This is a genomic window from Pseudonocardia sp. TMWB2A, assembly GCF_017312135.1.
The window spans coordinates 3,446,441-3,471,830 of sequence record NZ_QKQY01000002.1; the positions used below are offsets into that span (position 1 = coordinate 3,446,441).

Here is a 25,390-nt window from a genome sequence, read left to right on the forward strand (position 1 = left end):
ATGGCCACCCGTACGACACTGGGCGTCGGCATCGTCGGCGCCGGATTCATCGGCCGGTTCCACGTCCGGTCGTGGCAGGGCGTCCGCGACGGTGACGTCGTCGCCACCGCCTCCCGCACCCGGGCCTCGGCCGAGGCGCTCGCGCGCGAGGCCGAGGGGCTCGGCGTCGGGACCGGTGTCACCGCCTACGACGACGTCGCCGCGCTCGTCCGGGACCCGCGGGTCGACGCGGTCTGGGTGCTGGTCCCCAACCACGCCCGCCTGGAGGTCGTCCGCGCGATCTGCGCGGAGGTGACCTCCGGCCGGGCGCAGCTGCGCGGCATCGCGATCGAGAAGCCGGTCGGACGCACGGTCGCCGAGGCCGCCGAGGTGCTGGGGCTGGTCACCGGTGCCGGCCTGCTGCACGGCTACCTGGAGAACCAGGTGTTCGCGCCGGCGATCACCCGCTCGCACGCCCTCATCTGGAGCCGGGCGGTACCGGGGGCGGGGACGCCGTACCTCGCCCGGGCGGCCGAGGAGCACTCCGGGCCGCACAACACCTGGTTCTGGAACGGCGAGCAGGAGGGCGGCGGGGTGCTCAGCGACATGCTGTGCCACTCGGTCGAGGCCGGCCGCTACCTGCTCACCCCGCCCGGGACGGACCCGGCCACCTGGCTCACCCCGGTCTCGGTGTCGGCGTCGATCGCGTCGCTGAAGTGGGGCCGGTCCCGGTACGCCACCGAGCTGCTGGAGCGGTATCCGGGCGTCAACGACTACCGGCGCACGCCGTCGGAGGACTACGCGCACGCCGTCTACGAGTTCCGCAACGGCGACGGCGAGCCCGTGGTCGTCGAGGCCACCACGTCCTGGAGCTACGTCGGCGCGGGGCTGCGGCTGTCGTTCGAGATGCTCGGACCCGAGTACTCGATGTCCGCGGACACCCTCGACACCGAGTCGAAGGTCTTCCTGTCCCGCAGGCTGATGCAGGACGAGGGCGAGGACCTGGTGGAGAAGCAGAACGCCGAGCAGGGCCTGATGCCGATCGTCCCCGACGAGTCCGCGAGCTACGGCTACACCGCGGAGAACGCGGCGTTCGCGACGGCGTTCCTGCGCGGCGAGCAGCCCGCGGAGTCCCTCGCCAACGGCCTGGAGGTGGTGCGCCTGCTGATGGCCGCCTACGCCTCGGCCGAACAGGGCCGCACCGTCTCCCTGGAGGAGGGGTTCGAGGACTTCGTCCCCGCCGTCGCCCGGGGAGCGTGGAACCCGCGGGCCGCGGGCCCGCCGGCCGGGCCGTCCGGGGACGCGCGGTCGTGAGCCCGGCCTGGACCGCGAGCTGGACCCAGGCCGTCACCGATGTGGCCGTGGCCGACCTCGAGCTGCGCGACGTGACGGTGCGGATCACCGTGGAGGCCGGCGTCGGCGGTGAGCGGCTGCGGGCGGGCCTCAGCAACCGCTTCGGGACCACGCCCCTGCACGTCGGCCGGGCCGCGGTGCGGGTGGACGGACGCGCCGCCCCGATGCGGTTCGGCGGACGGTCCGCCGTGGACGTCCCGGCCGGGGAGGACCTCGTCTGCGATCCGGTGGACCTCGCGGTCGTCGCCGGCGCCGCGGTCGAGGTGGACCTGTACCTGCCGGGGCCCTGGCGGTACGCCACCGCGAACGTGTCCACCGCGACGTGGCACCCGTCCGCACCCGGCGACCACGCCGGGTCCGACCACTTCCCGGGCCGGGCCACGCCCGTGCTGACGCTGCCCGACGGTGCCGAGATGGAGCTGCCCGCACCGGTGCTGCGCGACGTCGAGGTGCTCCGCGACGTCCCCACCCCGGTGGTGGTCTGCCTCGGGGACTCCATCACCGCGGCGGGCTGGCCGGAACGCACGGCCCGGCGGCTGCGGGACCGGCCGGTCGCGGTGGTCAACCGGGGCATCGCGGGCAACCGGCTCCGGCTCGACGGGGCCGGGCCCTTCGGACCGGTCTTCGGGGCCTCGGGCCGGTCGCGGTTCGACCGCGACGTGCTCGCGACCGCCGGGCGGACCCACGTCGTCGTCGCGCTCGGGGTCAACGACCTCGGTCATCCGGGGACGATGGCGCCCGAGGACCAGCTGCCGAGCTCGGAGCAGCTGATCCGGGCGCTGGACGGGATCGGCGCCCGGGCCCGGGACGCGGGCCTGTCGGTGCTGACCGCCACCGTGACCCCGTTCGACGGGGCCGAGGGCTTCGACCGCGAGCGCGAGCTGCGCCGCGCCGAGGTCAACGAGTGGATCCGCGGCCTGGGCAGCGGCGTCGTCGACTTCGACGCCGCCCTGCGATCCGGGCCGGGCGCGATCGCGCTCGCCCCGCGCTTCGACAGCGGGGACCACCTGCACCCGGGCGACGCGGGCCTCGACCGCATGGCGGACGTGGCGGCCGAGGTGCTCGGTCGATCGGTCTGAGCCCGGGGGAGGGTCCTCGGCCCCGTGGACCACGGTGCCGGCCACCCGTCGGGGGCGGCCGGCACCGGGGCCGGGGAGCGGAGCTCAGAAGCCCCGCGCGAGCCGGTGGTAGGCGTTGTTCCAGCGCAGCTCGTGCAGGAAGGTCCGCGGGCTCGTGCTGTCGCCTATGTGCACCAGCTCGGTCCCGACGATCTCGGCCAGGTCGTCGAGGGCCTCGACGCCGACGGCGGTCGAGAGCACCGTGTGGTGCGGGCCGCCCGCCATCAGCCAGCACTCGGCCGAGGTGGCCAGCGACGGTTCCGGGACCCAGGTCGCCGTCGCCACCGGCAGCCTCGGCATGGGCTCGTCCGGGTCGACGACCTCGACGTCGTTGCTGACCAGGCGGAACCGCTCGCCGAGGTCGCAGATGCCGAGCACCACGCCCGGGCCCGGGTCGGCGGTGAACCGCAGCCGGACGGGGTCCTCGCGCCCGCCGATGCCCAGCGGGTGGATCTCCAGCGACGGCCGGGACCCGGTGATGCTCGGGCAGACCTCCAGCATGTGCGCCCCGAGGATGCGTTCACGGCCGGGCCGCAGGTGGTAGGTGTAGTCCTCCATGAACGACGTGCCGCCGGGCAGCCCGGTGGCGACGACCTTCACCGCGCGCAGCATCGCCGCGGTCTTCCAGTCGCCCTCGGCGCCGAAGCCGTAGCCGTCGGCCATCATGCGCTGCACCGCGAGACCGGGGAGCTGGCGCAGTCCGCCGAGGTCCTCGAAGTTCGTGGTGAACGCCTGCGCGCCCGCCGCCTCCAGGAACGAGCGCAGCCCGATCTCGACCCGCGCGCCGTAGCGGAGCGCCTCGTGCCGGTCGCCGTCGGGGAGCAGCTCGGGGGCGACGGCGTAGACCTCGGCGTACTCGGCGACGAGCTTGTCGACGTCGGTGTCGGGGACCTGGTCGACGACGGCGACGAGGTCGTTCACGCCGTAGGTCTGCACCGACATCCCGAACACCCGGGTGGCCTCGACCCGGTCGCCGTCGGTCACGGCGACGTCGCGCATGGAGTCGCCGAACCGGACCAGCCGGAGCGCGCGCAGCTCGGCGGCACCGGCGGCCGCGCGGGTCCAGGTCCCGATGCGGTCCCGCAGCACCGGGTCGGAGACGTGCCCGGCGACGGTCTTGCGGGCCAGGCCGAGCCGGGTCTGGACGTAGCCGAACTCGCGGTCGCCGTGCGCGGCCTGGTTGAGGTTCATGAAGTCCATGTCGATCTCCGACCAGGGGAGGTCGACACCGGCCTGGGTGTGCAGGTGCAGCAGCGGGCGGGTCAGCGCCTCGAGCCCGGGGATCCACATCTTCGCCGGGGAGAAGGTGTGCATCCAGGTGATGACGCCGAGGCAGCGGTCGTCGGCGTTGGCCTCCAGGCAGATCCGCCGGATGGCGTCGGCGTCGGTGAGGACGGGCTTCCACACCACCCGCACCGGGATCTCGTCGGCGGTGTCGAGCCGGTCGGCGACGACCTTCGACTGGTCGGCGACCTGGGCGAGGGTCTCCTCGCCGTAGAGGCCCTGGCTCCCGGTCAGGAACCAGACCTCGTAGCTGTCGAGCAGCGAGCCACTCATCGGACATTCCTCCTTCGGGGGCCTGCGGCGCTCAGCGCTGCCCGTAGACGTTCTGGTAGCGGTCCCAGAGACTGTCGATCTCGTCCTGGGGGATGGGCACGGTGTCGCCGAGCTGGCGGGCGAGGTGCACGGTGCGGGCGACGTCCTCGCACATCACCGCGGCCTTCACCGCGGCGCGGGCGTCGGCGCCGATGGTGAACACGCCGTGGTTCTGCATGATCACGGCGGGGGAGCGGCTGCCGGTCAGGGTCTCGACGACGCCGCGGCCGATCGACTCGTCGCCGATCAGCGAGAACGGGCCGACCGGGATGTCCCCGCCGAACTCGTCGCTCATCGCGGTGAGCACGCACGGGATCGGCTCGGCGCGCGCCGCCCACGCGCTGGCGTAGGTGGAGTGGGTGTGCACCACGCCGCCGACCCCGGGCATGGCCCGGTAGACGTGGGCGTGCGCCGCGGTGTCCGACGACGGCGTCAGGTCACCCTCGACCGGGGTGCCGTGCAGGTCGCACAGCACCATGGTCTGCGGGGTCAGGTCGTCGTAGGAGATCCCGCTGGGCTTGATGACCATCAGGTCGTGGCCGGGGACGCGGGCCGAGACGTTGCCCGCGGTCCAGACGACCAGCCCGTAGCGGACCAGCTCGGCGTGCAGCGCACACACCTGCTCGCGCAGCCGCGCCACGGTGGCGGCGACGCCGGGGGAGGCCAGGGTGTCGGTCATGCGTCGAGGTCTCCTTCTCGCTGGGCGCGCGCCTCGCGGCGGATCGCGCGCAGGCGGTGCATCACGTCGTCGCCGCCCCGGCCGAAGTGGTCGTGCAGGCGCGTGTACTCGGCGAACAGGGCGTCGTAGGACTTCGCCGACTCCTCGTCGGGCAGGTGTGCGCCCTCCCGGACGCGGCCCATCGCGGCGGCCGCGGTGGGCATGTCGGGGTGGACCCCCGCGGCGACGGCCGCGTGGATCGCCGAGCCCAGGGCCGGGCCCTGCCCGGTCTCGACGACGGTGAGCGGCAGCCGGGTCACGTCGGCGTAGATCTGCATGAGCAGGGCGTTCCGGGTGAGCCCGCCGGAGACGATCAGCTCGGTCACCGGGACGCCGGAGGCCGCGAAGGTCTCCACGATCATCCGGGTGCCGAACGCGGTGGCCTCCAGCAGCGCCCGGTAGGTGTCCTCGGGCCGGGTCGCGAGGGTCTGCCCGACGACGACGCCGGACAGCTCGTGGTCCACCAGCACCGACCGGTTGCCCGAGTGCCAGTCCAGCGCGACGAGCCCGTGCTCGCCGACCGCCTGCCCGGCGGCCAGCTCGGTCAGGTACTCGTGCACGCCGAGGCCCCGCGCCCGGGCGGCCTCGTGGTACGCGGGCGGCACGCCGTGCTCGACGAACCAGCCGAAGATGTCGCCGACGCCGCTCTGCCCGGCCTCGTAGCCCCAGAGCCCGGAGACGATGCCGCCGTCGACGACGCCGCACATCCCGGGCACCTCGCGCAGCACGTCGGAGCTCATGACGTGGCAGGTGCTGGTCCCCATGATCGCGACCATCTGCCCGGGCCGGACGGCGTTCGCCGCGGCGGCGGTGACGTGGGCGTCGACGTTGCCGACGGCGACCGCGATGCCCTCGGGCAGCCCGGTCCAGCCTGCCGCCTCGGCGGTCAGCGTCCCGGCGACGGCGCCCAGCTCGCCGATCTCGTGGGCGACCTTGGTCTCGGCGAACCCGGCGAAGGCCGGGTTCAGCGCACCGAGGAAGTCGCGGCCGGGATAGGCGCCGTCCTGCAGGATCCCCTTGTACCCGGCCGAGCAGGCGTTGCGGACGTAGCGGCCGCACAGCTGCCAGACGATCCAGTCCGCGGCCTCGACCCAGCGTTCGGTCCGGGCGTAGACCGCGGGGGCCTCCTCCAGGACCTGCAGGCCCTTCGCGAACTCCCACTCCGAGGAGATGAACCCGCCGTAGCGGGGGAGCCAGCTCTCGCCGCGCTCGGCGGCGAGGGCGTTGATGCGGTGGGCCTGCGGCTGGGCGGCGTGGTGGCGCCAGAGCTTGGTGTAGGCGTGCGGCTCGTCGGCGAGATCGGGCACCTCGTTCAGTGGGGTGCCGTCGTCGAGGGTCGGGACCATGGTGCAGGCGGTGAAGTCGGTGGCGATGCCGACCACCCGTGCCGGGTCCACCCCGGCGGCGGCGACCGCCTCGGGGACGGCGTGGCGCAGGACGTCGACGTAGTCCGACGGCACCTGCAGCGCCCAGTCCGGCGGCAGGCGCAGGTCCGGCCGGCCCGGCAGGGCGTCGGTGACGACGGCGTGGGTGTAGGCGTGGACGGCGGTGCCGAGCTCGGCCCCGTCGGCGGCACGGACGACGACCGCCCGTCCGGACAGCGTCCCGAAGTCGACGCCCACCACGAGGGCGTCGGCGGGGTCGACCGGTGGTCGGATCATGAGCACTTCCTCGGGTCACGAAACGGCCGGCCGAGCGATCGGGCGGCGAGCAGATGTTATCGCTAACAGCGTACGAACTCAACGGTCAGATCCCGGTCCCTGCTCGCAGCGGGGTCGATCGTGCGGCACGTTCACCTGCTGTGCGTCGCCGCCGGCCGGGTCGTCGGGGCCGGTCGCCAGGCCGGGGCGCCGGGTCGGGCGGGGCCGGCGCCGGTGGCCGGCGGCGCCGGCGTCGGGGGTGTCGGCGGTCGCGGCGGCCCGTTCCGGCACCTGCCGCTTCGGCTCGAGCCGGGGGCCGGTCGCGCCCCGGCGGTTCCTCGGCTCGTGTTAACCCTCACGTGAGGCGGAACGTTCGCGTCGTCGTGGGCGCCGCCCGCACCGGGCGGTGACCGGTACGGGACTGATCGACTCTGTTCAGGGCGGTACATAACGGACGGATAACGACACTTCCGTCGCTCTTCGTCGCTGGTTAGCGTTCACATTCAGTGTCTCTCCCGACCTGACCGGTGAGACCCGCCCGCTGCCGTCTCGACGAGGAGATCGCCTGTGTTCACGAGGATGCGCACCGTCGCCGTCGGTGCCCTGCTGGTGCTGGGACTGGCCGCCTGCGGCGGCCAGGGAGCCGGGGGAGGTGGCGGCGCGGGGGCGGGTGCGGCACCCGGTGACCTGACGGTCGGCGTGTCGATGCCGACCCAGACCTCCGAGCGCTGGATCGCCGACGGCAACGCCGTCCGCGACCAGCTCACCGCGGCCGGCTACCAGGTCGACCTGCAGTACGCGGGCGACGACATCCCGACCCAGTCCCAGCAGATCGACCAGATGGTCACCAGCGGTGCCGACCTGCTGCTCGTCGCGGCCATCGACGGCACCGCCCTGTCCGGGCAGCTGCAGGCGGCCAAGGACGCCGGCATCCCGGTCATCGCCTACGACCGGCTGATCCGGGAGAGCCCGAACGTCGACTTCTACGTCACCTTCGACAACTTCCAGGTCGGCGTCGCCCAGGCGAAGGCCCTGCTGCGCGGCATGGGCCTGCAGGACGCCGACGGGGCGCCCGGCCCGGAGAAGGGCCCGGTCGTCGTCGAGCTGTTCGCGGGCTCGCTCGACGACAACAACGCCTTCTACTTCTTCGACGGCGCCATGTCGGTGCTCAAGCCGCTGATCGACAACGGCACGGTCCGGGTGAAGAGCGGCCAGACCACCATCGAGCAGGCGGCCACGCTGCGCTGGGCGCAGGAGACCGCACAGAAGCGCATGGAGGACCTGCTCACCTCCTCCTACAATGACGGCAGCCGCCCCGACGGCGTCCTCTCGCCCTACGACGGCATCTCCCGCGGTGTCATCACCGCCCTGCAGAACGCGGGCTTCGGCACCGCGGCCAAGCCGATGCCGACCGTCACCGGCCAGGACGCCGAGATCGCCTCGGTGAAGCTGATCGACGACGGGGTGCAGAGCTCCACGGTCTTCAAGGACACCCGCAAGCTCGCCGAGCAGGCCGTCACCGCGTCGAAGGCGTTCCTCGACGGCGGCACCCCGCAGGCCAACGACACCACCACCTACGACAACGGGGTGAAGGTCGTGCCGTCCTTCCTGCTGCCGGTCCGGACCGTGTTCAAGGCCGACATCCGGCAGGTCCTCGTCGACTCGGGCTACTACACCGCCGAGGACGTCGCCCGCGGCCGCCAGGGCTGAATCAGTCGAGCCGGCCCATCCCTTCCGCGACGGAGGACGACGTGACCGACCACGACCCCGGCGGCGACCCGCCGGAGAACATCCTCGAGATGCGCGACATCACCAAGACCTTCCCGGGGGTGACCGCGCTGTCGGAGGTCTCGCTCGCGGTGCGCCGCGGCGAGATCCACGCGATCTGCGGTGAGAACGGCGCCGGGAAGTCGACGCTGATGAAGGTGCTCTCCGGGGTGCACCCCGCAGGCACCTACGACGGCGAGATCGTCCTCGACGGCCGGCCGGCCCGGTTCGCCGGGATCCGCGACTCCGAGGCCGACGGCGTCGTGATCATCCACCAGGAGCTCGCGCTGGTGCCGCACCTGTCGATCGCCGAGAACGTGTTCCTCGGCAACGAGCGGCGCGGCCGGCTGGGACTGGTCGACTGGCGGCGCACGCACGCCGAGGCCGCCCGCCTGCTCGCCGAGGTGGGCCTCACCGAGAACCCGGCGACGCCGGTCGGGCGGCTCGGCGTCGGTAAGCAGCAGCTCGTCGAGATCGTCAAGGCGATGACCAAGGACGTGCGCCTGCTCGTCCTCGACGAACCCACCGCCGCGCTTAACGACACCGACTCCGCCCACCTGCTCGAGCTGATCCGGCGCTTCCGTGACAACGGCATCACCTCGATCATCATCTCGCACAAGCTCGACGAGATCGTTGCGATCGCCGACCGCACCACCGTCGTCCGCGACGGCCGGACCGTCGAGACCTTCACCGTCGCCGACGAGCCCGCCCCGCGGAACCGCATCATCCGCGGGATGGTCGGCCGCGACCTCACCTCCTTCTACCCGGACCGCGTGAGCAGTCCGGGGGAGGAGCTGCTGCGGATCAGCGACTGGACGGTCTGGCACCCGACCCAGGACCGCAAGGTCGTCGACGCCGCGTCGCTGTCGGTGCGGGCCGGGGAGGTCGTCGGCATCGCCGGGCTGATGGGGGCGGGCCGCACCGAGCTCGCGATGAGCGTGTTCGGGCGGTCCTGGGGCCGCGACGTCAGCGGCACCCTGCGGGTCGGGGGCCGCGAGGTCCGCGCCCGCTCGGTGTCCGACGCGATCAAGGCCGGGCTGGCCTACGTCACCGAGGACCGCAAGCACCTCGGCCTGAACCTGGTCGACGACATCCGGCGCAACGTCTCCGGCGCGGGCCTGCGCCGGCTCGCCCGCCGCGGCTGGGTCGACGGCGACGCCGAGCTGCGCGTCGCCGAGTCCTACCGGCGCGACCTCGGCATCCGGGCGGCGAGCACCAGCGTCGGGGTCGGGACCCTGTCCGGCGGCAACCAGCAGAAGGTCGTGCTGGCCAAGTGGCTGTTCACCGAGCCGGACGTGCTGATCCTGGACGAGCCGACCCGCGGGATCGACGTCGGCGCCCGCTACGAGATCTACGTGATCATCAACCGGCTCGTGGAGGCCGGCAAGGCGGTCCTGGTGATCTCCTCCGAGCTGCCCGAGCTCCTGGGGATCTGCGACCGCGTCTACACCCTGTCGGCCGGACGGATCACCGGTGAGGTGCCGGTCGCCGAGGCCACCCAGGAGGGCCTGATGGCCCTCATGACCCAGGAGGCGGAGAGCTCCGCATGACCAGCACCCTCCCGAAGAAGGACCCCTCCTCCGACGAGCGTCCCGGCGCCGGGGCGGCGGCCCTGCACTCCGGCACGAGCGACCTGCGACGACTGTTGGCCGGCAACGTCCGCCAGAGCGGCATCGTGATCGCGTTCGTGGCGATCGTCGCGCTGTTCGCGGTCCTCACCGGCGGCGTCTCGCTCAGCCCCGGCAACATCACCAACATCGTCCTGCAGTACTCCTACATCCTGGTCCTCGCGATCGGGATGGTGATCGTCGTCGTCGGCGGGCACATCGACCTCTCGGTGGGGTCGGTGGTCGCGCTGACCGGCGCGGTCGCCGCGGTCCTGGTGATCGGCGGCGGGCTGCCCTGGTGGGTCGGCGTCGTCGCGGCCGTCGGCGTCGGCGTGCTGGTCGGTGTCTGGCACGGCTTCTGGGTCGCCTACGTCGGCATCCCCGCCTTCATCGTCACCCTCGCCGGGATGCTGCTGTTCCGCGGGCTGACCCTGCAGGTGCTGGGCAACATCTCGCTCTCGCCGTTCCCCGCGGGCTACCAGCAGATCGCGGGCGGCTTCGTCAACGGGCTCATCGGCGGCCGGGGCTACGACGCCTTCACCGTCCTGATCGCCGCGCTCGGCGTCGCCGGGTACGCGGTGCTCGCCTACCGGAGCCGGGTCGCGAAGGTGCTCGACCTGCAGCAGGTCGAGTCCTTCCCGCTGTTCGCCTGCCGGATCGCACTCGTCGGGCTGGTCGTCATGGCGTTCGCCTGGCAGCTGGCCTCCTCCCGCGGGCTGCCCGTGGTGCTGGTCGTGCTCTCGGTGCTGGTGCTCGCCTACGGGCTGCTCACCCGGCACACGGTGTTCGGGCGGCACGTCTACGCCCTCGGCGGCAACGCGGCCGCGGCCCGGCTGTCCGGGGTGCGGGTCAGGGCCGTCACGTTCTGGATCTTCGTGAACATGGGCTTCCTGGCCGGCGTCGCCGGGGTCATCTACTCGGCGCGGTCCAACGGCGCCCAGCCCGCGGCGGGCACCATGTTCGAGCTCGACGCGATCGCCGCCGCGTTCATCGGCGGTGCCGCGGTGACCGGCGGGATCGGGACCGTGGTCGGCGCGCTGGTCGGTGGCCTGATCATGGCCGTGATGAGCAACGGCATGCAGCTGATGGGGGTCGACCAGTCCGTGCAGTCGGTCGTCAAGGGGCTCGTGCTGCTGCTCGCCGTCGCGTTCGACGTGTGGAACAAGCGGCGCGCCCGCGGCGACGCCTGAGCACCGCTCCCGGCGACGACGGCGGCCGGCCGTGGGGGATCCCCCCCCGCGACCGGCCGCCGTCGTGCGTGGTGTTCAGGCCGGGACGACGCCGCAGCGCAGCAGGATGCGGCTGCGGTAGGTCCCGCCCGGGCGCAGCACCGTCGACGGGTAGTCGGGACGGTTGGGCGCGTCCGGGAAGTCCTGCGGCTCCAGGCAGAACGCGGCGCCCCGGCGGGCGGGCCGCCCGTCGGGGAAGGTGATCGAGCCGTCGAGCATCGTCCCCGAGTAGAACTGCACGCCCGGCCGGTCGGTGAACACGGTGAGGGTGCGGCCGGTGAACGGCTCGGCCACCCGGGCCGCGCCGCGCAGGCCGTCGACGACCGGGCCGCCGTCGTCGAGGACGAAGGTGTGGTCGAAGCCGCCGGCCACCGCCAGCTGCGGGTGGTCCCGGCCGAGCCGCTCGCCGACCCGGACCGGGACGCGCAGGTCGAACGGGGTGCCCGCGACCGGGGCCGGGGGACCGGGGAGCGGGACGAGACGGTCGTCGACGGGCAGGTAGCGGTCGGCCCAGACGGTGATCTCGCAGCCGGCCACCCCGGCCCCGCCGAGGGTGAAGTAGGCGTGGTTGGTCAGGTTCACCACGGTCGGGGCGTCGGTCCGGGCGGTGAGCTCGATGGCCACGTCGGACCCGGTGACGGTGTAGACGACGGCGACGTCCAGGGTGCCGGGGTAGCCGCCGTCGCCGTCGGGGCTGCGGTGGGTCAGCGTGACGCGCCGTCCGCCGGGCACCTGCTCGACGGGCCCGGCGGCGAAGTCGGCGTGGTCGAACCCGGCCGACCCGCCGTGCAGCGACGCCCCGGGCTCGTTGCGCGTCAGGACGTGCTCGGTGCCGTCGAGGACGAACCGCCCGCCGGCGATGCGGTTGGCGAAGCGCCCGACCGTCGCGCCGCGGAACGCCGGGTCGGTGCGCGGGTCCGCGCAGCCGAGCAGCACCTCGTCGACGACGCCGTCCCGGTCGGGCGCGCGCAGCCCGGCGAGCCGGGCGCCGTGCGGGTCGACCGTCACCGCGACCGGCCCGCCGGGCCCGCCCAGGTCGATCACGACGCGCCCGGCCCGCGCCGGGCGAACGCCCGCTGCAGCAGCACGAACACCAGCAGCAGGGCCCCGATCACGATCCTGGTCCACCACGAGCTGAGGGTGCCCTCGAAGGAGATGAAGGTCTGGATCAGGCCGAGCACCAGCACCCCGAGCAGCGACCCGACGACCAGGCCGACACCGCCGGACAGCAGCGTCCCGCCGATGACGGTCGCGGCGATGGCGTCGAGCTCGGTGCCGACGGCGGCCAGGCTGTACCCGGACAGCGAGTAGAAGGTGAACAGCAGCCCGGCCAGCGCCGAGCAGAACCCGCTGATCGCGTAGACCGCGACTCGAGTGCGCCCGACCGCCAGTCCCATCAGCATCGCCGAGTGCCGGTTGCCGCCGACGGCGTAGACGGTCCGGCCGAACCGGGTCCGGTGCAGCACCCACGCGGCGACGGCGACGACGACCAGCGCCACGACCACCGACGGGCTGACGAAGGACCTGCCGCCCAGCGGGATCGCGGCCTGCGCGATCGCGGTGAACGTCGGGTCGGTCACCGGGACCGACTCGACGCTGATCACGTAGCAGAGCCCGCGGGCGAGGAACATCCCGGCGAGCGTCACGACGAACGGCTGGATCTCCAGGTGGTGGATGACCAGCCCCATCGCCGTCCCCAGCGCGACGCCGACGACCAGCACCGCGAGCATCACCGCCGGCGCGGGCCAGCCGTCCGCGAGCAGCGTCGCGGCCAGCACCCCGGACAGCGCGACCACCGACCCGACCGACAGGTCGATGCCGCCGGTGAGGATCACGAAGGTCATGCCGACCGCGAGGACGATCAGGTAGGCGTTGTCGACGAACAGGTTGAGGAAGACCTGCGGGGACAGGAAGTTGTCGTAGCGGACCGACCCCGCGCCGAACAGGAGCACGAACAGCACGAACGTCGCGAGGACCGGCAGCACCTGCGTCGAGGGCCGGGGCAGGCGGGACAGCAGCGATCCGGTGGGGTCCGGCCGGGTGGGCCGGGGCGTCGTGGTCGTCATCGGGACACCGCCTGGGAGGTGGTCGGGGTGCCGGCGGGCTTCCGTCGCCTGCGGGCGAGGGCGGACCGGACCTTCGGGGACTGGAGCAGGCAGACCGCGATGATCACGACGGCCTTGAACACCAGCGTCACCTCGGGCGCGATGCCGACGGTGTAGACGGTGGTGGTGAGCGTCTGCAGGATCAGCGCGCCGACCAGCGTGCCGCCGATGGAGTACCGGCCGCCGGACAGCAGCGTCCCGCCGATCACGACGGCGAGGATCGCGTCGAGCTCGATCCAGAGCCCGGCGTTGTTGGCGTCGGCCGCGGTGACGTTCGAGCTGATCAGCAGCCCGGCGACGCCGGCGCAGAGCGCGACGAACAGGTAGACCGACCAGACGATGCCGCGGGCCCGCACCCCGGCCAGCCGGCTCGCGGTGGGGTTGATGCCGACCGACTCCAGCAGCATCCCCAGCGCGGTGCGCCGGGTGAGCAGGGCGACGGCGAGGTAGACCAGTGCGGTGAGCACGACCGCGACCGGCAGGCCGAACCAGAACCCGCTGCCGAGCACGGCGTAGGTCGGGTTGGACACGGTGACGATCTGCCCGTCGGTGATCAGCATGGCGATGCCGCGCCCGGCGGTCATGAGGACCAGCGTCGCGATGATCGGCTGGATCCCGAGCACCGAGACGATCGCCCCGTTCCAGACGCCGAGCACCAGCGCCAGCACCAGGGCGACGCCGATCCCGGACAGGGCCGCGCCGGGGGAGGTGGGGTCCGGCGAGGACGCGATCCAGGTGCAGGCCACCGCCCCGGAGATCGCGACCGTGGCGCCGACCGACAGGTCGATCCCGCGGGTCGCGACGACGAGGGTCATCCCGAGCGCGATCAGCGCGGTCGGGGCGCCGTTCTTGGCGATGTCGACCAGGCTGCCGTAGAGGGCGCCGTCCTGGACGGTGATCGTGAAGAACCCGGGCGACCACACCAGGTTGGCCAACAGCAGCGCCGCCAGGGTCAGGACCGGCCAGAACAGCGACGACCCGACGACGCGCGACCAGGGGCGCGGCCCGGTGCCCCGACCCGGTGACGGGGGAGCGGCCGGGGCGTCCGGCGCCGCCGTCGCGGGGGCGGCCGCCGTAGGTCCGTCCGGGTCGCCGGTGGCGGTCCGGGTGGGGGCGGGGTCAGGCAGCAGGGGTGCCACGGTGGGTGCCTCCCTCGGCGACGATCTCCATGACGGCGGCGGTGGAGGCCTCGGCGCGGCTCAGCTCCGCGACCTTGTGCCGGTCGCGCAGCACCGCGATCCGGTCGGAGAGCCGCACGACCTCCTCCAGCTCGGCGGAGACGAAGACGACGGCCATGCCGTCGCCGGCGAGCTCCGCGACCAGCTTCTGGATCTGGGTCTTGGCGCCGATGTCGATCCCGCGGGTCGGTTCGTCGAGGATCAGCAGCTTCGGGTCGGTGATCAGCCAGCGGGCGAGCAGCACCTTCTGCTGGTTGCCGCCGGAGAGGTTGCCGACGAGTGCGTCCGGGTCCGCCGGGCGGACGTCCAGCGCCGAGATCCACTTCGCGACGAGCGTGTCGGCGGTGCGGCGCGGGATCCGGCGGGCCCAGCCGCGCCGGGCCTGCAGGGCGAGCACGATGTTCTCGCGCACCGACAGGTCGGCGATGATGCCCTCGCCCTTGCGGTCCTCGGAGCAGAACGCGATGTGCTCGGCGACGGCCGCGGTCGGGCCGCCGAGGGTGACCTCGCGGCCGTCGACCCGGATCGACCCGGTCTCGGTGCGGTCGGCGCCGAACAGCAGCCGCACCAGCTCGGTGCGGCCCGACCCCAGCAGCCCGGCGACGCCGACGACCTCCCCCGGGTGCACCGCGAGGTCGGCGGGGGCGACACCGCCGGCCCGGCCGATGCCCCGGGCGTCGAGGAACGGGGTCCCGGTGCGCGTGGCGCCCTCGCCCGCGGGCTGGCGGTCGAGGTCCTCCAGCTCCTCCAGGGCGTGGCCGACCATCTTCGACACCATCTCCAGGCGCGGCAGGTCGGCGATCGCGTACTCGCCGACGAGACGGCCGTTGCGCAGGATCGTGGTGCGGTCGGCGAGCTCGTAGACCTGGTCGAGGAAGTGCGAGACGAACAGGATCGCCACCCCGGCGTCGCGCAGCTCGCGGATGACGCGGAACAGCTCCCAGACCTCACCGGCGTCGAGGCTGGAGGTGGGCTCGTCGAGGATCAGCACCGACAGGTCGGTGGCGACGGCCCGGGCGATCGCGACGAGCTGCTGCACGGCGAGCGGGTGGTCACCGACGAGCGAGGCCGGGTCGAGGTCCAGCCCGAGCCGCCCGAGGACCGCGACGGCGGTGCGCCGCACCGCGGCCCGGTCGATCCGCCGCCCGCCCCACCACGGGGCCCGCGGCTCGCGGCCCAGCATGATGTTCTCGGCGACGGAGAGGTTCGGGCAGAGGTTGACCTCCTGGTAGACCGTGGCGATCCCGGCCTCCTGGGCGTGCCCGGGCCCGGTGAACTCCCGGCGTTCGCCGCGGACGGTGAGGGTGCCCGCGTCGATGCCGTGGACCCCGGTCAGGGCCTTGATCAGGGTGGACTTGCCGGCGCCGTTCTCGCCCATCAGGGCGTGCACCTCGCCGGGGAACAGCCGCAGGTCGACCCCGTCGAGGGCCTTCACCCCCGGGAACCCGATCTCGATGCCGTGCAGTGCCACCACGGGATCGGTCGTGGCGGCCGGGGGTGGTCCGGTCTCGGTCATCGTCGTCTCCGGGAGTCGTCCCGGGCGCGGCCGCGCGCGGCACCCGGGAGTGGGAACCGCCCGGTGCCGGTGGATCGTGCTCCACCGGCACCGGGCGGACGGTGCGGGATCAGTACTTGCGCTCGGCCAGGACGGCCGCGGCCTGGGCCTGGTCGAAGGTGGTCTCGGTGACCTCGACGCGGGCCGGGACCTGCTCCCCGGCGGCGACCTTCTTCACCATGTCCATCAGCTGTCCGCCGAGCAGCGGGTTGCACTCGACCATGTAGTTGATCTTCCCGTCGGCGGTCGCCTGCATCCCGTCCTTGGTGGCGTCGACAGAAATGATCGTGATGTCCTTGCCGGGCACCTTGCCCGCCGCGGTGATGGCCTCGATGGCGCCGAGAGCCATGTCGTCGTTCTGGGCGTAGACCACGTCGATCTTCGGCTGGGACTTCAGGAACGCCTCCATGACCTGCTTGCCGCCGGAGCGGGTGAAGTCACCGGTCTGCGAGGCGACGACCTTGATCGCGGGCGTGCCCGCCGTGGCCTGCTTGAACCCCTCGGTGCGGTCGATGGCCGGGGCGGCGCCGGTCGTGCCCTGGAGCTCGACGACGTTCACCTCGGGCTTGCCCGCCGAGTCCTTCACCAGCCACTCGCCGGCCTTCTCGCCCTCCTTGACGAAGTCGGATCCGATGAAGGACTTCACCAGCGACGGGTCGGCGGAGTCGATCGAGCGGTCGGTGAGCACGACCGGGATCCGGGCCCGCTTCGCCTCCTGGAGCACGGTGTCCCAGCCGGTCTCGACGACCGGGCTGAACGCGATCACGTCGACCTGCTGCTGGATGAACGACCGGATCGCCTTGATCTGGTTCTCCTGCTTCTGCTGGCCGTCGGAGAACTGGAGCTCGATCCCGGCCTGCTTCGCCGACTCCTGGATCGAGGCGGTGTTCGCGGTGCGCCAGCCGGACTCCGCGCCGACCTGGGCGAAGCCGAGGGTCAGCGTGTCCGGGGCGGCTCCGCCGGACCCGCCGGAGCCGCAGGCCGCGATCCCGGCGGTGAGGGCGATGGCCGCGGCGACGCCGGCCAGCCGGCGGAAGACGCGGCGCCCGGTGGGTGCCGTCGGGGTGGGTGTCGTCGTCGACATCGGGATCCTCCGTGTGGTGCGCGGCGGTGCGCGGCCTGCGGGGTGAGGGCCGGAGCCGGATCCTGTGCGGTCCGGTGTGCCGGCGGTCTCGGTGGTGAGCAATTGTTAGCGCGAACACGGCGGTGGGTCAAGGGTCGGTGTGGCCGCCGGACCGATCGTCCATCGATAGGTGATCGCGTCCGCTGCCGGTCCTGGACATCGTTGATGTGAAGGTTAACAATCACGCTGTCCGGTTCCCGCGGTCCGCGGGCGCCGGACGGTCTCCCGGCCGCCCGGGGGACGCGTCGGCGGGGTGGCCGGGAACGTCCCGGTCGTGCAGGGGTCCGGCGAACGCCCTCCGAAGGGGAGACGGTCACGGACGGCTACGCTGCACCGATCGGAGGGGGACGGCGTGGGGATCGCGATGGAGCCGGGGTCGGGGCCGAGGCCGGGGCCGGGACGGGCACCGTCCATGTTCGACGTGGCCCGTCGTGCCGGGGTCTCCCACCAGACGGTGTCGCGGGTGCTGAACGCGCACCCGAACGTCCGGGAGAGCACCCGGGTGCGGGTCCGGACCGCGATCGAGGAGCTCGGTTACCGGCCGAACCGTGCCGCCCGCACCCTGGTGACCGGCCGCGACCGGGTGCTCGGCGTCGTCGCGCCGCGGTCCACGCTGTTCGGCCCGGTGTCGCTGCTCGCCGCGTTCGAGGAACAGGCGGTCGGCGCCGGGTTCGGCGTGAGCGTCGTGCGGGTGCGCGAGATCGACGGCGAGTCGGTGCGCCAGGCCGTCCAGCGCCACCTCGACGGACAGGTCGCGGGCATCGTCGTGATCGCGCCGGTGGCGTCGGTGGCCGAGGCGCTCGACACCGTGCCGCGTGACGTCCCGCTCGTCACCGTCGACGGCGATCCCGACCAGCAGCTGCCGATGGCCACGGTCGACCAGGTGGAGGGCGGCCGGATCGCGACCGAGCACCTGCTGGCCGCCGGCCACGCGACGGTCTGGCGCGTCGCGGGCCCCACCGACTGGTTCGACGCGGCGGGCCGTGCGGCCGGCTGGGCCGCGGCGCTGCACGCGGCCGGGGCCGAGGTGCCGCCGGTGATGGCTGCGGACTGGAGCGCGGACGCCGGGTACCGGGCGGGTGAGCTGATGGCCCGGATGCCCGAGGTGACCGCGGTGTTCGCCGCGAACGACGCGCTGGCCACCGGCCTGCTCCACGCCTTCCACGACCGCGGCCGGAGCATCCCCGGGGACGTCAGCGTCGTCGGGTTCGACGACGTGCCCGTCTCGGCGCACCTCATCCCGCCGCTGACCAGCCTGCGCGCGGACTTCGAGGCCGTCGCGCGCGAGGCGCTCGACCTGCTGCTGAACCACGAGGCCGGGCCGGACGTGTCGCAGGCGGTGCACCGGAAGATCGCCCCGGTGCTGGTGTCCCGCGACAGCGTCGGCCCGCCGCCCCACTGACGGCGTCGCCGTCAGCTCGTGTTCTGGACCTTCCTCGCCAGCAGCTCCCAGCTGCGCCACCAGCTCTCCCGGCGCGGCGCCGGACCGGTGACGATCAGCTCGTCGGCGTCGGCGCGGGCGGCGAACTCCTCCAGGTAGGTGGTGACGGTCTCCGGTGTCCCGACCGCGGTGTAGCGGGTCATCGACCGGATCTGCCCGCCCGAGGCGCTGTCGAGGACGGCGTCGGCCTCGGCGTCGGTGAGCGAGGCCCCGCGACGGCCGGTGAACAGCCGGACCCGGGACCGCTGCACCTCACGCTGGATCTGCTGTGCCTCGTCGTCGGAGTCGGCGGCGATGACGTTCACCCCGGCCAGGACGTGCGGGGCGGACAGCTGCTCCGACGGCCGGAACTCCCGGCGGTAGAGCGCCACGGCCTGCTCCAGGGCGTCCGGCGCGAAGTGCGAGGCGAAGCCGTAGGGCAGCCCCAGCGCGGCCGCGACCTGGGCGCCGTAGAGCGAGGACCCCAGGATCGTCAGCGGGACGCCGGTGCCGCGGCCCGGGTGGGCCTCGACGCCCCGGACCAGGCTGGTGGTCCCGAGGAACGCCTGCAGCTCCTGCACGTCCTGCGGGAAGGTCTCCGACGCGCGCGGGTCCCGCCGCAGCGCCGCGACGGTCGCCTGGTCGGTGCCGGGCGCGCGGCCGAGCCCCAGCTCGATGCGGCCGGGGTGGAGCTCGGCGAGGGTGCCGAACTGCTCGGCGATCTGCAGCGGCGAGTGGTTCGGCAGCATCACACCGCCGGAACCGAGCGTGATGCGCTCGGTGTGCGCGGCGACGTGGGCGATGAGCACGCTCGTCGCCGCCGACGCGATCGAGCCCATGTTGTGGTGCTCGGCGTACCAGATCCGGCGGAACCCCCACTCCTCGGCGCGTTGCGCCAGCTGGGTGCTGGCCTCCAGGCCCTGGGCGACGGTCTCACCCCGGGCGACGGTGGCCAGGTCCAGAATCGACAACGGCAGCGGTAGCGGCATGACAGCACCTCACGATCGACACGGTGACCTCTCCGTCAACGAACCGGAGGCGCATCCTCTTCCGCTCCGCGGGATCCGGAACGGAAATGTGGTGAGCCCGGCTCCGGCACGGGGGCGAACCCCTCGACATCGGCGCCGCGACCGCGGCCTGGGAGGCGGCGCTCGCCGTCCCGGGGCCGACCGGCCCGCCGGTATGGGTGCACGCCGACCTCATGCCCGGCAACCTGCTGGCGCGCGGTGGCCGGCTCGCCGCGGTCCTCGACCTGGCGACCGCGGGGCTCGGCGACCCGGCGGTGGACCTCGTCCCCGCGTGGAACCTGCTCCCTCCGCCGGCCGTCGCGGCCTTCCGGGGCGCCGTCGACGCCGACGACGCGACCTGGGCCCGCGGGCGCGGCTGGGCGCTGGCCATGGCACTGGTGCAGCTGCCGTACTACCGCGACAGCCACCCGGTCATCGCCGCCAACGCCCGTCACGTGCTGGGCCGGATCCTCGGCGACGGCTGACCGGCGCCCTCCCGGTCGCGCCGGCTCAGGACGGCGGGAGGTCCTGCACCCCCAGCGCGACGGCGATCCGGCCCAGCGCCGCCCGGTCCGCCGCGTCGAGCCGGTCGAGGACGAGGGCGCGGACCGCACGCAGATGGGTCGGCGCCGCGGCGTGCACGACGTCGAACCCGGCGTCGGTGAGGGCCGCGAGGGTGTAGCGGCCGTCGTCGGGGTCGGGGGAGCGGTGCATCCAGCCGCGGCCCTCCAGCCGTTTGACCACGTTGGACAGCCGGGACAGCGAGCCGTTGGTCAGGAAGGCGAGCTCGCTCATCCGCAGGCTGCGCCCCGGCGCCTCGGACAGGTGGCTGAGCGTCAGGTACTCGAACAGCGTCAGGCCGTGCGCCTGCTGCAGCGGTGCCTCCAGCCTGCCGGGCAGCAGCATGATCAGCGAGACCAGGCCCGTCCACGCGGCCTTCTCCCCGCCGTCGAGCCACGTCGGCCCGTCACCGCCTGCCTCCGGTGTCGCCCCGTCCGTCGTCACCCGTCGCTCCTGTCCGTGGGTACCGGAGCGCACTTTACAGGTGAACTCATGACTTGTAGCTTGAATTCATGGATGAAGTCATCGACCGCGAGACCGCCACCTTCCACGTCACGCCGGGCTACGGCGTGACCGCCCGCGACCTGCTCGGCTACAGCCAGGCGGTCCGGATCGGCAACCGGGTGGAGACCTCGGGCCAGGGCGGCTGGGACGACGACCTGGTCGTCGCCGAGGACCTGGAGCAGGAGATCGTCCAGGCGTTCGACAACGTCGGGCGCACGCTCGCCGAGGCGGGCGCGACCTGGGCCGACGTCGTGCACGTGAACTCGTACCACAAGGTCGCGCCCGGGTCCGACGCCATCGGCGACGAGCACAACCGGATCATGGTCCGGGAGTTCCGCAGCCGGCTCGGCGGGCGGGCCCCGGTCTGGACCCAGACCGGCGTCACCGTGCTCGGGGTCGCCACCATGCGGGTCGAGATCCGGGTGACCGCCCTGGTGGAGGGGACCGGCTGAGGGTGCCTCAGTGGGTCCGCTCGTAGTGCCGGCGCGCCTTGGCGCGGTTCCCGCAGACCGCCATCGAGCACCACCGGGCGCGGTTTGCGCGGCTGCGGTCGAGCAGGAACAGCTGGCACGCGTCGTTCGCGCAGGGGCGCAGCCGGCCGGGCAGCTCCTCCTCGACGGCGGCCCAGGCGAGGACGGCCTCGACGGCGAGCCGGGCGTGCGGGGGGGCGACGGTCCGCCAGGTCAGCCGCCCGTCGGTGAGCTCCGGCGTCCGGTGCACGCCGTCGAGGAGCGGGGCCAGTGCGACGCCCGGGTCGGTGTCCCCCCGTGCGACCCGGGTGAGGGCGTCCCGGGTCTCGCGCAGCGCCGCCAGCTCCTCCGGGCCGCCGTCGCCGCCGTGAGCCCGGGCCCAGCGGCTCCCGGCGACGGGGTCGCGGAGGGCGTCGCGCTCCGTGCCGTCGACCAGGGGTCTGCTGTTGAGCAGGTCCAGCAGCAGGTCCACGTCGTCTCCTAACCGCATCGAGTCCTTTGACAGGTTACATGCGGGCGTGCTTCCGTGGGGAAGTCTAACCATATCAAGAATGTGAAGGAGTTAGTCATGCCGCTCGTCCACCACCGGACCGCGACCGTCGACGGACACGAGATCTTCTACCGGGAGGCCGGTCCCGCCGACGCGCCCACGATCGTCCTGCTGCACGGCTACCCGACCAGCTCGTCGATGTTCCGGCAGCTGATCCCGCTGCTGGCCGACGACCACCACGTGATCGCGCCGGACCACCTCGGCTTCGGGTACTCCGCCGCCCCGTCGGCGTCGGAGTTCGACTACACCTTCGACGCGCTCGCGGACATCACCGACGGGCTGCTCGAGCTGCTGGGCGTCGACCGCTACGCCCTCTACGTTCAGGACTACGGCGCACCGATCGGCTGGCGGCTCGCACTCGCCCACCCGGAGCGGATCACCGCGATCGTCACCCAGAACGGCAACGGCTACGAGGACGGGTTCGTCGAGTCGTTCTGGACCGACGTCTGGGCCTACGGGGACGCGCCCGGCCCGGAGACCGAGCCCGCCGTCCGTGCCGCCCTCGGCCTCGACGCGATCCGGTGGCAGTACCTGCACGGGGTGTCCGACCCGGGCACGGTGGACCCGGACACCTGGCACCACGACCACGCGCTCGTCTCCCGCGAGGGCAACGACGCGGTCCAGCTCGCGCTGTTCCGCGACTACCGCAACAACCGCCCGCTCTACCCGCGCCTGCACGGGTTCCTGCGCACCACCGGGGTCCCGGTGCTGGCGGTGTGGGGGCGCAACGACGAGATCTTCGGACCGGACGGGGCGCGGGCGTTCGCCCGCGACGCCCGGGACGTCGAGGTGCACCTGGTGGACGGCGGCCACTTCCTGCTCGAGAGCCACCTCGACGTCGTCGCCGGCCACCTGCGACGCTTCCTGGAGCGGGTCCCGGCGTGACGCGTGCACCCGGGGGCCGGATGCGCGATCAGGACCGGCCGTCGTCCTGGGTCTCGCCGCCCGGGTCGCCCAGGACGGCGTCCACGGCCAGGTAGAGGGTCTCGGTCTCGGTCCGCAGGATCGAGTCGGCGGCGGGCAGTGCCCGTTCCATGCCGAGCCCGTCGACCACGGTCATGAGGAACCGTGCCCGCCGGGCGTTGTCGCCCGGGGCGAGTGCGCCCTCGTCGACCAGGGTCGTCAGCCAGTACTCGACCCGGCGCCGCACCTCGCGCTCGATGGCGAGGTAGGCCCGCCGGTTCTCCTCGGTCGGCTCGGGCACGACGAAGGTGTCGACCGCGGTCCGCAGCGCCCGGCGCGCCTGCTCTCCGACCCCGGTCCGGGTCAGCACCTCCCGCAGGCAGGCGGCGAGGCGGTCCCGGGCCGGCACCGCGGTGTCGTGGATGGCGTCGTCGGGGGCGACGAGGTCGTAGACGCGGGTCAGGACCTCGTCCTGCAGCGCCCGCTGGGTCGGGAAGTGGTGGCGCAGCGAGCCGGTGCTGACCCCGGCCCGCGCGGCGACCGCGCGCACGCTCAGCCGGGTCCCCGGGTCCTGGCCGAACAGCTCCATCGCGGCCAGGAGCACCCGGTCCCGGCTGCCGAGCCTCCGCCGCTGCGTCTCGTCCACCCCTGGCAGCCTACTAGTACACCGTGTTAGCGTGCCGGCGCACGGACCAACACAGTGTGTTGGTCAAGGACACGGGTTCGGGGGGACCAGATGTTGACCGAGTGGCGACGACACCGCGCCGTCCGACGGGTGAGGCCGGGCGACGGCAGTCCGCTGAAGCGTTTCCGCTGGTGGCAGATGTTCCTGGGGCGCGCCCTGCTGCACCTGGACCTGGTCGGCGCCGACGGGCGGCCGGCGCGGTACTCCGTCGACGTGCGCCACCAGGGCAGCGGGGAGAACGGGCAGGTCGTCGCGCAGGTGTACCGCGACGGGCGGCACCACGCGTCGTCGCGGGTGCCGGCCGTCGTCCCGGTCGAGGGCGGCGCGATCGAGGTCGCGACGAGCGGGTTCGGGGTGAAGCGCTGCCGGTACGTCACCGCGGCCGGTGCGGTCCGGCAGCTCGTCCCGGACCCGCGCTCGGCGGAGGGCCGCCGGGCCCGCCTGGAGCGCGAGCACCCGTCGCTCAGCCGCGTGCTCGGAGTCGTGTCGGTGGTGGCGCTGGTCGTCGGCGTCGGGCTGAACCTGCTGCAGCTGCTGGAGCCGCTCAGCCGGATCCCGCCGGTCGCGGCGGCGGTCGGGGTGTTCGAGTCGCCGGTTCACCTGCCGATCTGGCTCAACATCGCGCTCGGTCTCGCGGCCGCCCTGGCCAGCACCGAACGGGCGCTGCGGCTGCGCTACCACTGGCTGCTCGACGGCGTCGGCAACTGAGCCGGGCGTGCCCCGGCGGTCCGCCCGCCGGGGCACGCCCCCGGTCAGGCGGCCGGCTCCCCGAACCAGCGGCGGGCCGCCCGCCCGAACGCCGCGGGATCGGGCCGGTCCCCGCCGACCCAGGCCACGACGCCGTCGGGGCGCAGGAGGACGGTGCCGGTGCCGAGGTCGTCGCGCAGCGGGCCGGTGACGCGGCGGATCCGGTCCGCCCAGCCGCGCGCCGCGGTGCCCAGTGCGGGGTCGGCCCCCGGGTCGAGCAGCACACCCGAGCCGGTGGTCGTCAGCTCACCGAGCCAGGTGCCGTCGGCGAGGCGGAACTCCGGCGCGACCCGCCCGACCATCGGGTGTGCGTCGCCGAGGTCGAGACGCAGGCCCGCGCCGGAGGTCCGCAGGTAGACGTAGCCCGCGCCGTCGCGGGTGGTGAGCAGGTCGCGCACCACCGCCTGGAGGGCGGCGGCCTGCGGGCCGGGCCGCATGAGCGCCACCTGGGCGCGGGACCAGTCGAGCACGGCGGCCGCGACCGGGTGCCGTTCGTCGTCGTAGGTGTCGAGCAGGCCGTCCGGGGCGGTGCCCCGCGCCGTGGCGGCCAGCTTCCAGCCCAGGTTCAGCGCGTCGGCCAGGCCGGAGTTGAGGCCCTGCCCGCCCAGCGGGGAGTGGATGTGCGCGGCGTCGCCGGCGAGCAGCACCCGTCCCCGCCGGTAGGTCGTCGCCTGCATGGAGCGGTCGGTGAAGCTGGAGGCGTTCCACACCTCGAGCAGGGTCACGTCGGTGCCCGACACCCGGCGCAGGACCTCCTGGAGGTGCTCGGGCGTCGGCGGCCGCGAGCGGTCGAAGGCACCGCCGTCGAAGTCCATGATCCCGAGGTGCCCGTCGGTGGGCATCCGTAGGTACATGCCCTGCGGGGTCAGGGTGAAGCCGCGGTCGAGCTTGTCGAGGTCGTCGACCCTGGCGTGCAGCACGTAGCCGGTGAACTGCGGCTCGGTGCCGACGAAGTCGAACCCGGCGAGCCGCCGGACGGCGCTGCGGCCGCCGTCGCAGCCGACCACCCACCGGGCGGGGAACGTGCCGGTGCCGCTGTGCACGACCACCCCGTCGTCGCCCTGGTCGAGGCCGGTGACCGGGGTGTCGCGCAGGATCCGGACCCCGAGCTCGCCCGCGCGCCGTGCCAGCATCCCCTCGACGTCGGCGAGGTGGATCATCAGCCGGTCCGTGGCCGGGGTGGGGAGCCGGGGCGGGAGCGCGGTCTCGTCGAGCTCGACCCCGCCCAGCATGATCCCGGCGAAGTGCCCGGCCCGCGGCGGCGGCAGCACCCCGTCCCCGGCCTCGGCACCGGGGTCGGTGCGGTCGTCGGCCGCGGGGTCCGGGCCGAAGCCGGCCGGGGTCGGGCCGACCGCCTCCCGCAGCGCGGGCAGCAGCCCTCGCCGGTGGAAGGCCTCCACCGAGGCCGCGGTCAGCCCGCGCATCCCGAGCGGCGCGGTCCGCCAGGGGTTCTCCCCGCCGGGCTCGCGTTCGAGCACCGTCACCGAGCAGCCCGCGAGACCCAGCTCGCAGGCGAGCAGCAGACCGACCGGGCCCGCTCCCACGATCACCACGTCGTCCACACCGATCGCCTTC

Annotated in this window: 23 protein-coding genes; 10 read left to right on the forward strand and 13 right to left on the reverse strand. The window is 73.7% G+C overall.

Annotated elements, in window-relative coordinates; genetic code table 11:
* On the forward strand, positions 1–1,293 hold the full coding sequence (locus tag DMP17_RS30725; protein ID WP_226356830.1) for a Gfo/Idh/MocA family protein: 1,293 nt from the start codon (positions 1–3) through the stop codon (positions 1,291–1,293).
* Positions 1,290–2,411 (forward strand): GDSL-type esterase/lipase family protein, encoded by a 1,122-nt coding sequence (locus DMP17_RS30730; protein ID WP_337831358.1) that lies wholly within the window; start codon positions 1,290–1,292, stop codon positions 2,409–2,411. Before DMP17_RS30725 ends, DMP17_RS30730 begins: the two co-directional genes overlap by 4 nt.
* An 84-nt stretch (positions 2,412–2,495) precedes the next feature.
* On the opposite strand, the gene araA is transcribed toward DMP17_RS30730, so the two are convergent.
* From araA to araB, 3 genes are read right to left on the reverse strand one after another with little or no spacing between them, the layout of a single operon-like run.
* On the reverse strand, positions 2,496–4,007 hold the full coding sequence (gene araA, locus DMP17_RS30735) for an L-arabinose isomerase (RefSeq protein ID WP_226365349.1): 1,512 nt from the start codon (positions 4,005–4,007) through the stop codon (positions 2,496–2,498).
* A 31-nt stretch (positions 4,008–4,038) separates the two neighbouring features.
* Entirely contained in the window at positions 4,039–4,725 is a 687-nt protein-coding gene (locus DMP17_RS30740; protein WP_226365348.1) for an L-ribulose-5-phosphate 4-epimerase, read from the reverse strand.
* Complete coding sequence (gene araB, locus DMP17_RS30745; protein ID WP_226356834.1) at positions 4,722–6,425, reverse strand: ribulokinase; 1,704 nt, start codon at positions 6,423–6,425, stop codon at positions 4,722–4,724. The genes DMP17_RS30740 and araB overlap by 4 nt, the downstream gene beginning before the upstream one ends.
* 558 nt (positions 6,426–6,983) lie before the next feature.
* Between araB and chvE the strand changes: the two genes are divergently transcribed.
* The 3 genes from chvE (at position 6,984) to mmsB (ending at position 10,968) form a co-directional block, all read left to right on the forward strand.
* A complete protein-coding gene (gene chvE, locus DMP17_RS30750) occupies positions 6,984–8,114 on the forward strand; it encodes a multiple monosaccharide ABC transporter substrate-binding protein (protein ID WP_443217983.1) in 1,131 nt (376 codons plus the stop codon).
* A gap of 89 nt (positions 8,115–8,203) precedes the next feature.
* A complete protein-coding gene (locus tag DMP17_RS30755; protein WP_337832757.1) occupies positions 8,204–9,721 on the forward strand; it encodes a sugar ABC transporter ATP-binding protein in 1,518 nt (505 codons plus the stop codon).
* A complete protein-coding gene (gene mmsB, locus DMP17_RS30760; RefSeq protein ID WP_337831360.1) occupies positions 9,718–10,968 on the forward strand; it encodes a multiple monosaccharide ABC transporter permease in 1,251 nt (416 codons plus the stop codon). The genes DMP17_RS30755 and mmsB overlap by 4 nt, the downstream gene beginning before the upstream one ends.
* A gap of 75 nt (positions 10,969–11,043) precedes the next feature.
* On the opposite strand, the gene DMP17_RS30765 is transcribed toward mmsB, so the two are convergent.
* The 5 genes from DMP17_RS30765 to DMP17_RS30785 all read right to left on the reverse strand — a co-directional run bounded on the left by DMP17_RS30765 (position 11,044) and on the right by DMP17_RS30785 (position 16,929).
* The gene (locus tag DMP17_RS30765; RefSeq protein WP_337831361.1) at positions 11,044–12,051 is read right to left on the reverse strand and encodes an aldose epimerase family protein; all 1,008 of its coding nucleotides are present in this window, start codon (positions 12,049–12,051) and stop codon (positions 11,044–11,046) included.
* Positions 12,048–13,073: a galactofuranose ABC transporter, permease protein YjfF gene (gene yjfF, locus DMP17_RS30770; protein ID WP_226356838.1), complete on the reverse strand. Its 1,026-nt coding sequence runs from the start codon at positions 13,071–13,073 to the stop codon at positions 12,048–12,050. Before yjfF ends, DMP17_RS30765 begins: the two co-directional genes overlap by 4 nt.
* Positions 13,070–14,251 carry an ABC transporter permease gene (locus tag DMP17_RS30775; RefSeq protein WP_374203876.1) on the reverse strand — a complete coding sequence of 394 codons (1,182 nt, stop codon included), beginning with the start codon at positions 14,249–14,251 and terminating at the stop codon, positions 13,070–13,072. Before DMP17_RS30775 ends, yjfF begins: the two co-directional genes overlap by 4 nt.
* Positions 14,232–15,806 (reverse strand): sugar ABC transporter ATP-binding protein, encoded by a 1,575-nt coding sequence (locus tag DMP17_RS30780; protein ID WP_337831362.1) that lies wholly within the window; start codon positions 15,804–15,806, stop codon positions 14,232–14,234. Before DMP17_RS30780 ends, DMP17_RS30775 begins: the two co-directional genes overlap by 20 nt.
* 109 nt (positions 15,807–15,915) lie before the next feature.
* Positions 15,916–16,929 carry an ABC transporter substrate-binding protein gene (locus DMP17_RS30785; RefSeq protein ID WP_226356840.1) on the reverse strand — a complete coding sequence of 338 codons (1,014 nt, stop codon included), beginning with the start codon at positions 16,927–16,929 and terminating at the stop codon, positions 15,916–15,918.
* A gap of 451 nt (positions 16,930–17,380) precedes the next feature.
* Here DMP17_RS30785 and DMP17_RS30790 point away from each other — a divergent pair, with 451 nt between their 5' ends.
* Positions 17,381–18,370 (forward strand): LacI family DNA-binding transcriptional regulator, encoded by a 990-nt coding sequence (locus DMP17_RS30790; protein ID WP_337831363.1) that lies wholly within the window; start codon positions 17,381–17,383, stop codon positions 18,368–18,370.
* Positions 18,371–18,381: 11 nt separating this feature from the next.
* Here DMP17_RS30790 and DMP17_RS30795 read toward each other — a convergent pair whose 3' ends face one another.
* Positions 18,382–19,377 (reverse strand): LLM class flavin-dependent oxidoreductase, encoded by a 996-nt coding sequence (locus DMP17_RS30795; RefSeq protein ID WP_337831364.1) that lies wholly within the window; start codon positions 19,375–19,377, stop codon positions 18,382–18,384.
* Between the two features lie 128 nt (positions 19,378–19,505).
* Here DMP17_RS30795 and DMP17_RS30800 point away from each other — a divergent pair, with 128 nt between their 5' ends.
* Complete coding sequence (locus DMP17_RS30800; protein WP_308016745.1) at positions 19,506–19,880, forward strand: phosphotransferase; 375 nt, start codon at positions 19,506–19,508, stop codon at positions 19,878–19,880.
* Positions 19,881–19,905: 25 nt separating this feature from the next.
* On the opposite strand, the gene DMP17_RS30805 is transcribed toward DMP17_RS30800, so the two are convergent.
* Entirely contained in the window at positions 19,906–20,400 is a 495-nt protein-coding gene (locus tag DMP17_RS30805; RefSeq protein ID WP_443217926.1) for a MarR family winged helix-turn-helix transcriptional regulator, read from the reverse strand.
* Positions 20,401–20,468: 68 nt separating this feature from the next.
* Between DMP17_RS30805 and DMP17_RS30810 the strand changes: the two genes are divergently transcribed.
* A complete protein-coding gene (locus DMP17_RS30810; protein WP_226356843.1) occupies positions 20,469–20,912 on the forward strand; it encodes a Rid family hydrolase in 444 nt (147 codons plus the stop codon).
* A 7-nt stretch (positions 20,913–20,919) separates the two neighbouring features.
* Here DMP17_RS30810 and DMP17_RS30815 read toward each other — a convergent pair whose 3' ends face one another.
* The gene (locus DMP17_RS30815) at positions 20,920–21,402 is read right to left on the reverse strand and encodes a CGNR zinc finger domain-containing protein (RefSeq protein WP_337831365.1); all 483 of its coding nucleotides are present in this window, start codon (positions 21,400–21,402) and stop codon (positions 20,920–20,922) included.
* 96 nt (positions 21,403–21,498) lie between these two features.
* Here DMP17_RS30815 and DMP17_RS30820 point away from each other — a divergent pair, with 96 nt between their 5' ends.
* Complete coding sequence (locus DMP17_RS30820) at positions 21,499–22,365, forward strand: alpha/beta fold hydrolase (RefSeq protein WP_337831366.1); 867 nt, start codon at positions 21,499–21,501, stop codon at positions 22,363–22,365.
* A 28-nt stretch (positions 22,366–22,393) separates the two neighbouring features.
* Here the strand turns inward: DMP17_RS30820 and DMP17_RS30825 are convergent, their stop codons facing one another.
* Positions 22,394–23,029: a TetR/AcrR family transcriptional regulator gene (locus tag DMP17_RS30825; RefSeq protein WP_226356846.1), complete on the reverse strand. Its 636-nt coding sequence runs from the start codon at positions 23,027–23,029 to the stop codon at positions 22,394–22,396.
* Positions 23,030–23,158: 129 nt separating this feature from the next.
* Between DMP17_RS30825 and DMP17_RS30830 the strand changes: the two genes are divergently transcribed.
* A complete protein-coding gene (locus tag DMP17_RS30830) occupies positions 23,159–23,776 on the forward strand; it encodes a hypothetical protein (protein ID WP_337831367.1) in 618 nt (205 codons plus the stop codon).
* 44 nt (positions 23,777–23,820) lie between these two features.
* Here the strand turns inward: DMP17_RS30830 and DMP17_RS30835 are convergent, their stop codons facing one another.
* Positions 23,821–25,377, reverse strand: a complete 1,557-nt coding sequence (locus DMP17_RS30835) for an FAD-dependent oxidoreductase (RefSeq protein WP_337831368.1) — start codon at positions 25,375–25,377, stop codon at positions 23,821–23,823.
* Positions 25,378–25,390: the final 13 nt, after the last annotated feature.

Bases quoted from the DNA above. Each gene is read 5' to 3' on its own strand.
- araB (WP_226356834.1), bottom strand. From the start codon at position 6,425: ATGATCCGACCACCGGTCGACCCCGCCGACGCCCTCGTGGTGGGCGTC.
- DMP17_RS30780 (WP_337831362.1), bottom strand. From the start codon at position 15,806: ATGACCGAGACCGGACCACCCCCGGCCGCCACGACCGATCCCGTGGTG.
- DMP17_RS30790 (WP_337831363.1), top strand. From the start codon at position 17,381: ATGTTCGACGTGGCCCGTCGTGCCGGGGTCTCCCACCAGACGGTGTCG.
- DMP17_RS30820 (WP_337831366.1), top strand. From the start codon at position 21,499: ATGCCGCTCGTCCACCACCGGACCGCGACCGTCGACGGACACGAGATC.
- DMP17_RS30795 (WP_337831364.1), bottom strand. From the start codon at position 19,377: ATGCCGCTACCGCTGCCGTTGTCGATTCTGGACCTGGCCACCGTCGCC.
- DMP17_RS30785 (WP_226356840.1), bottom strand. From the start codon at position 16,929: ATGTCGACGACGACACCCACCCCGACGGCACCCACCGGGCGCCGCGTC.
- DMP17_RS30755 (WP_337832757.1), top strand. From the start codon at position 8,204: ATGCGCGACATCACCAAGACCTTCCCGGGGGTGACCGCGCTGTCGGAG.
- DMP17_RS30810 (WP_226356843.1), top strand. From the start codon at position 20,469: ATGGATGAAGTCATCGACCGCGAGACCGCCACCTTCCACGTCACGCCG.
- mmsB (WP_337831360.1), top strand. From the start codon at position 9,718: ATGACCAGCACCCTCCCGAAGAAGGACCCCTCCTCCGACGAGCGTCCC.
- yjfF (WP_226356838.1), bottom strand. From the start codon at position 13,073: ATGACGACCACGACGCCCCGGCCCACCCGGCCGGACCCCACCGGATCG.
- araA (WP_226365349.1), bottom strand. From the start codon at position 4,007: ATGAGTGGCTCGCTGCTCGACAGCTACGAGGTCTGGTTCCTGACCGGG.
- DMP17_RS30740 (WP_226365348.1), bottom strand. From the start codon at position 4,725: ATGACCGACACCCTGGCCTCCCCCGGCGTCGCCGCCACCGTGGCGCGG.
- chvE (WP_443217983.1), top strand. From the start codon at position 6,984: ATGCGCACCGTCGCCGTCGGTGCCCTGCTGGTGCTGGGACTGGCCGCC.
- DMP17_RS30725 (WP_226356830.1), top strand. From the start codon at position 1: ATGGCCACCCGTACGACACTGGGCGTCGGCATCGTCGGCGCCGGATTC.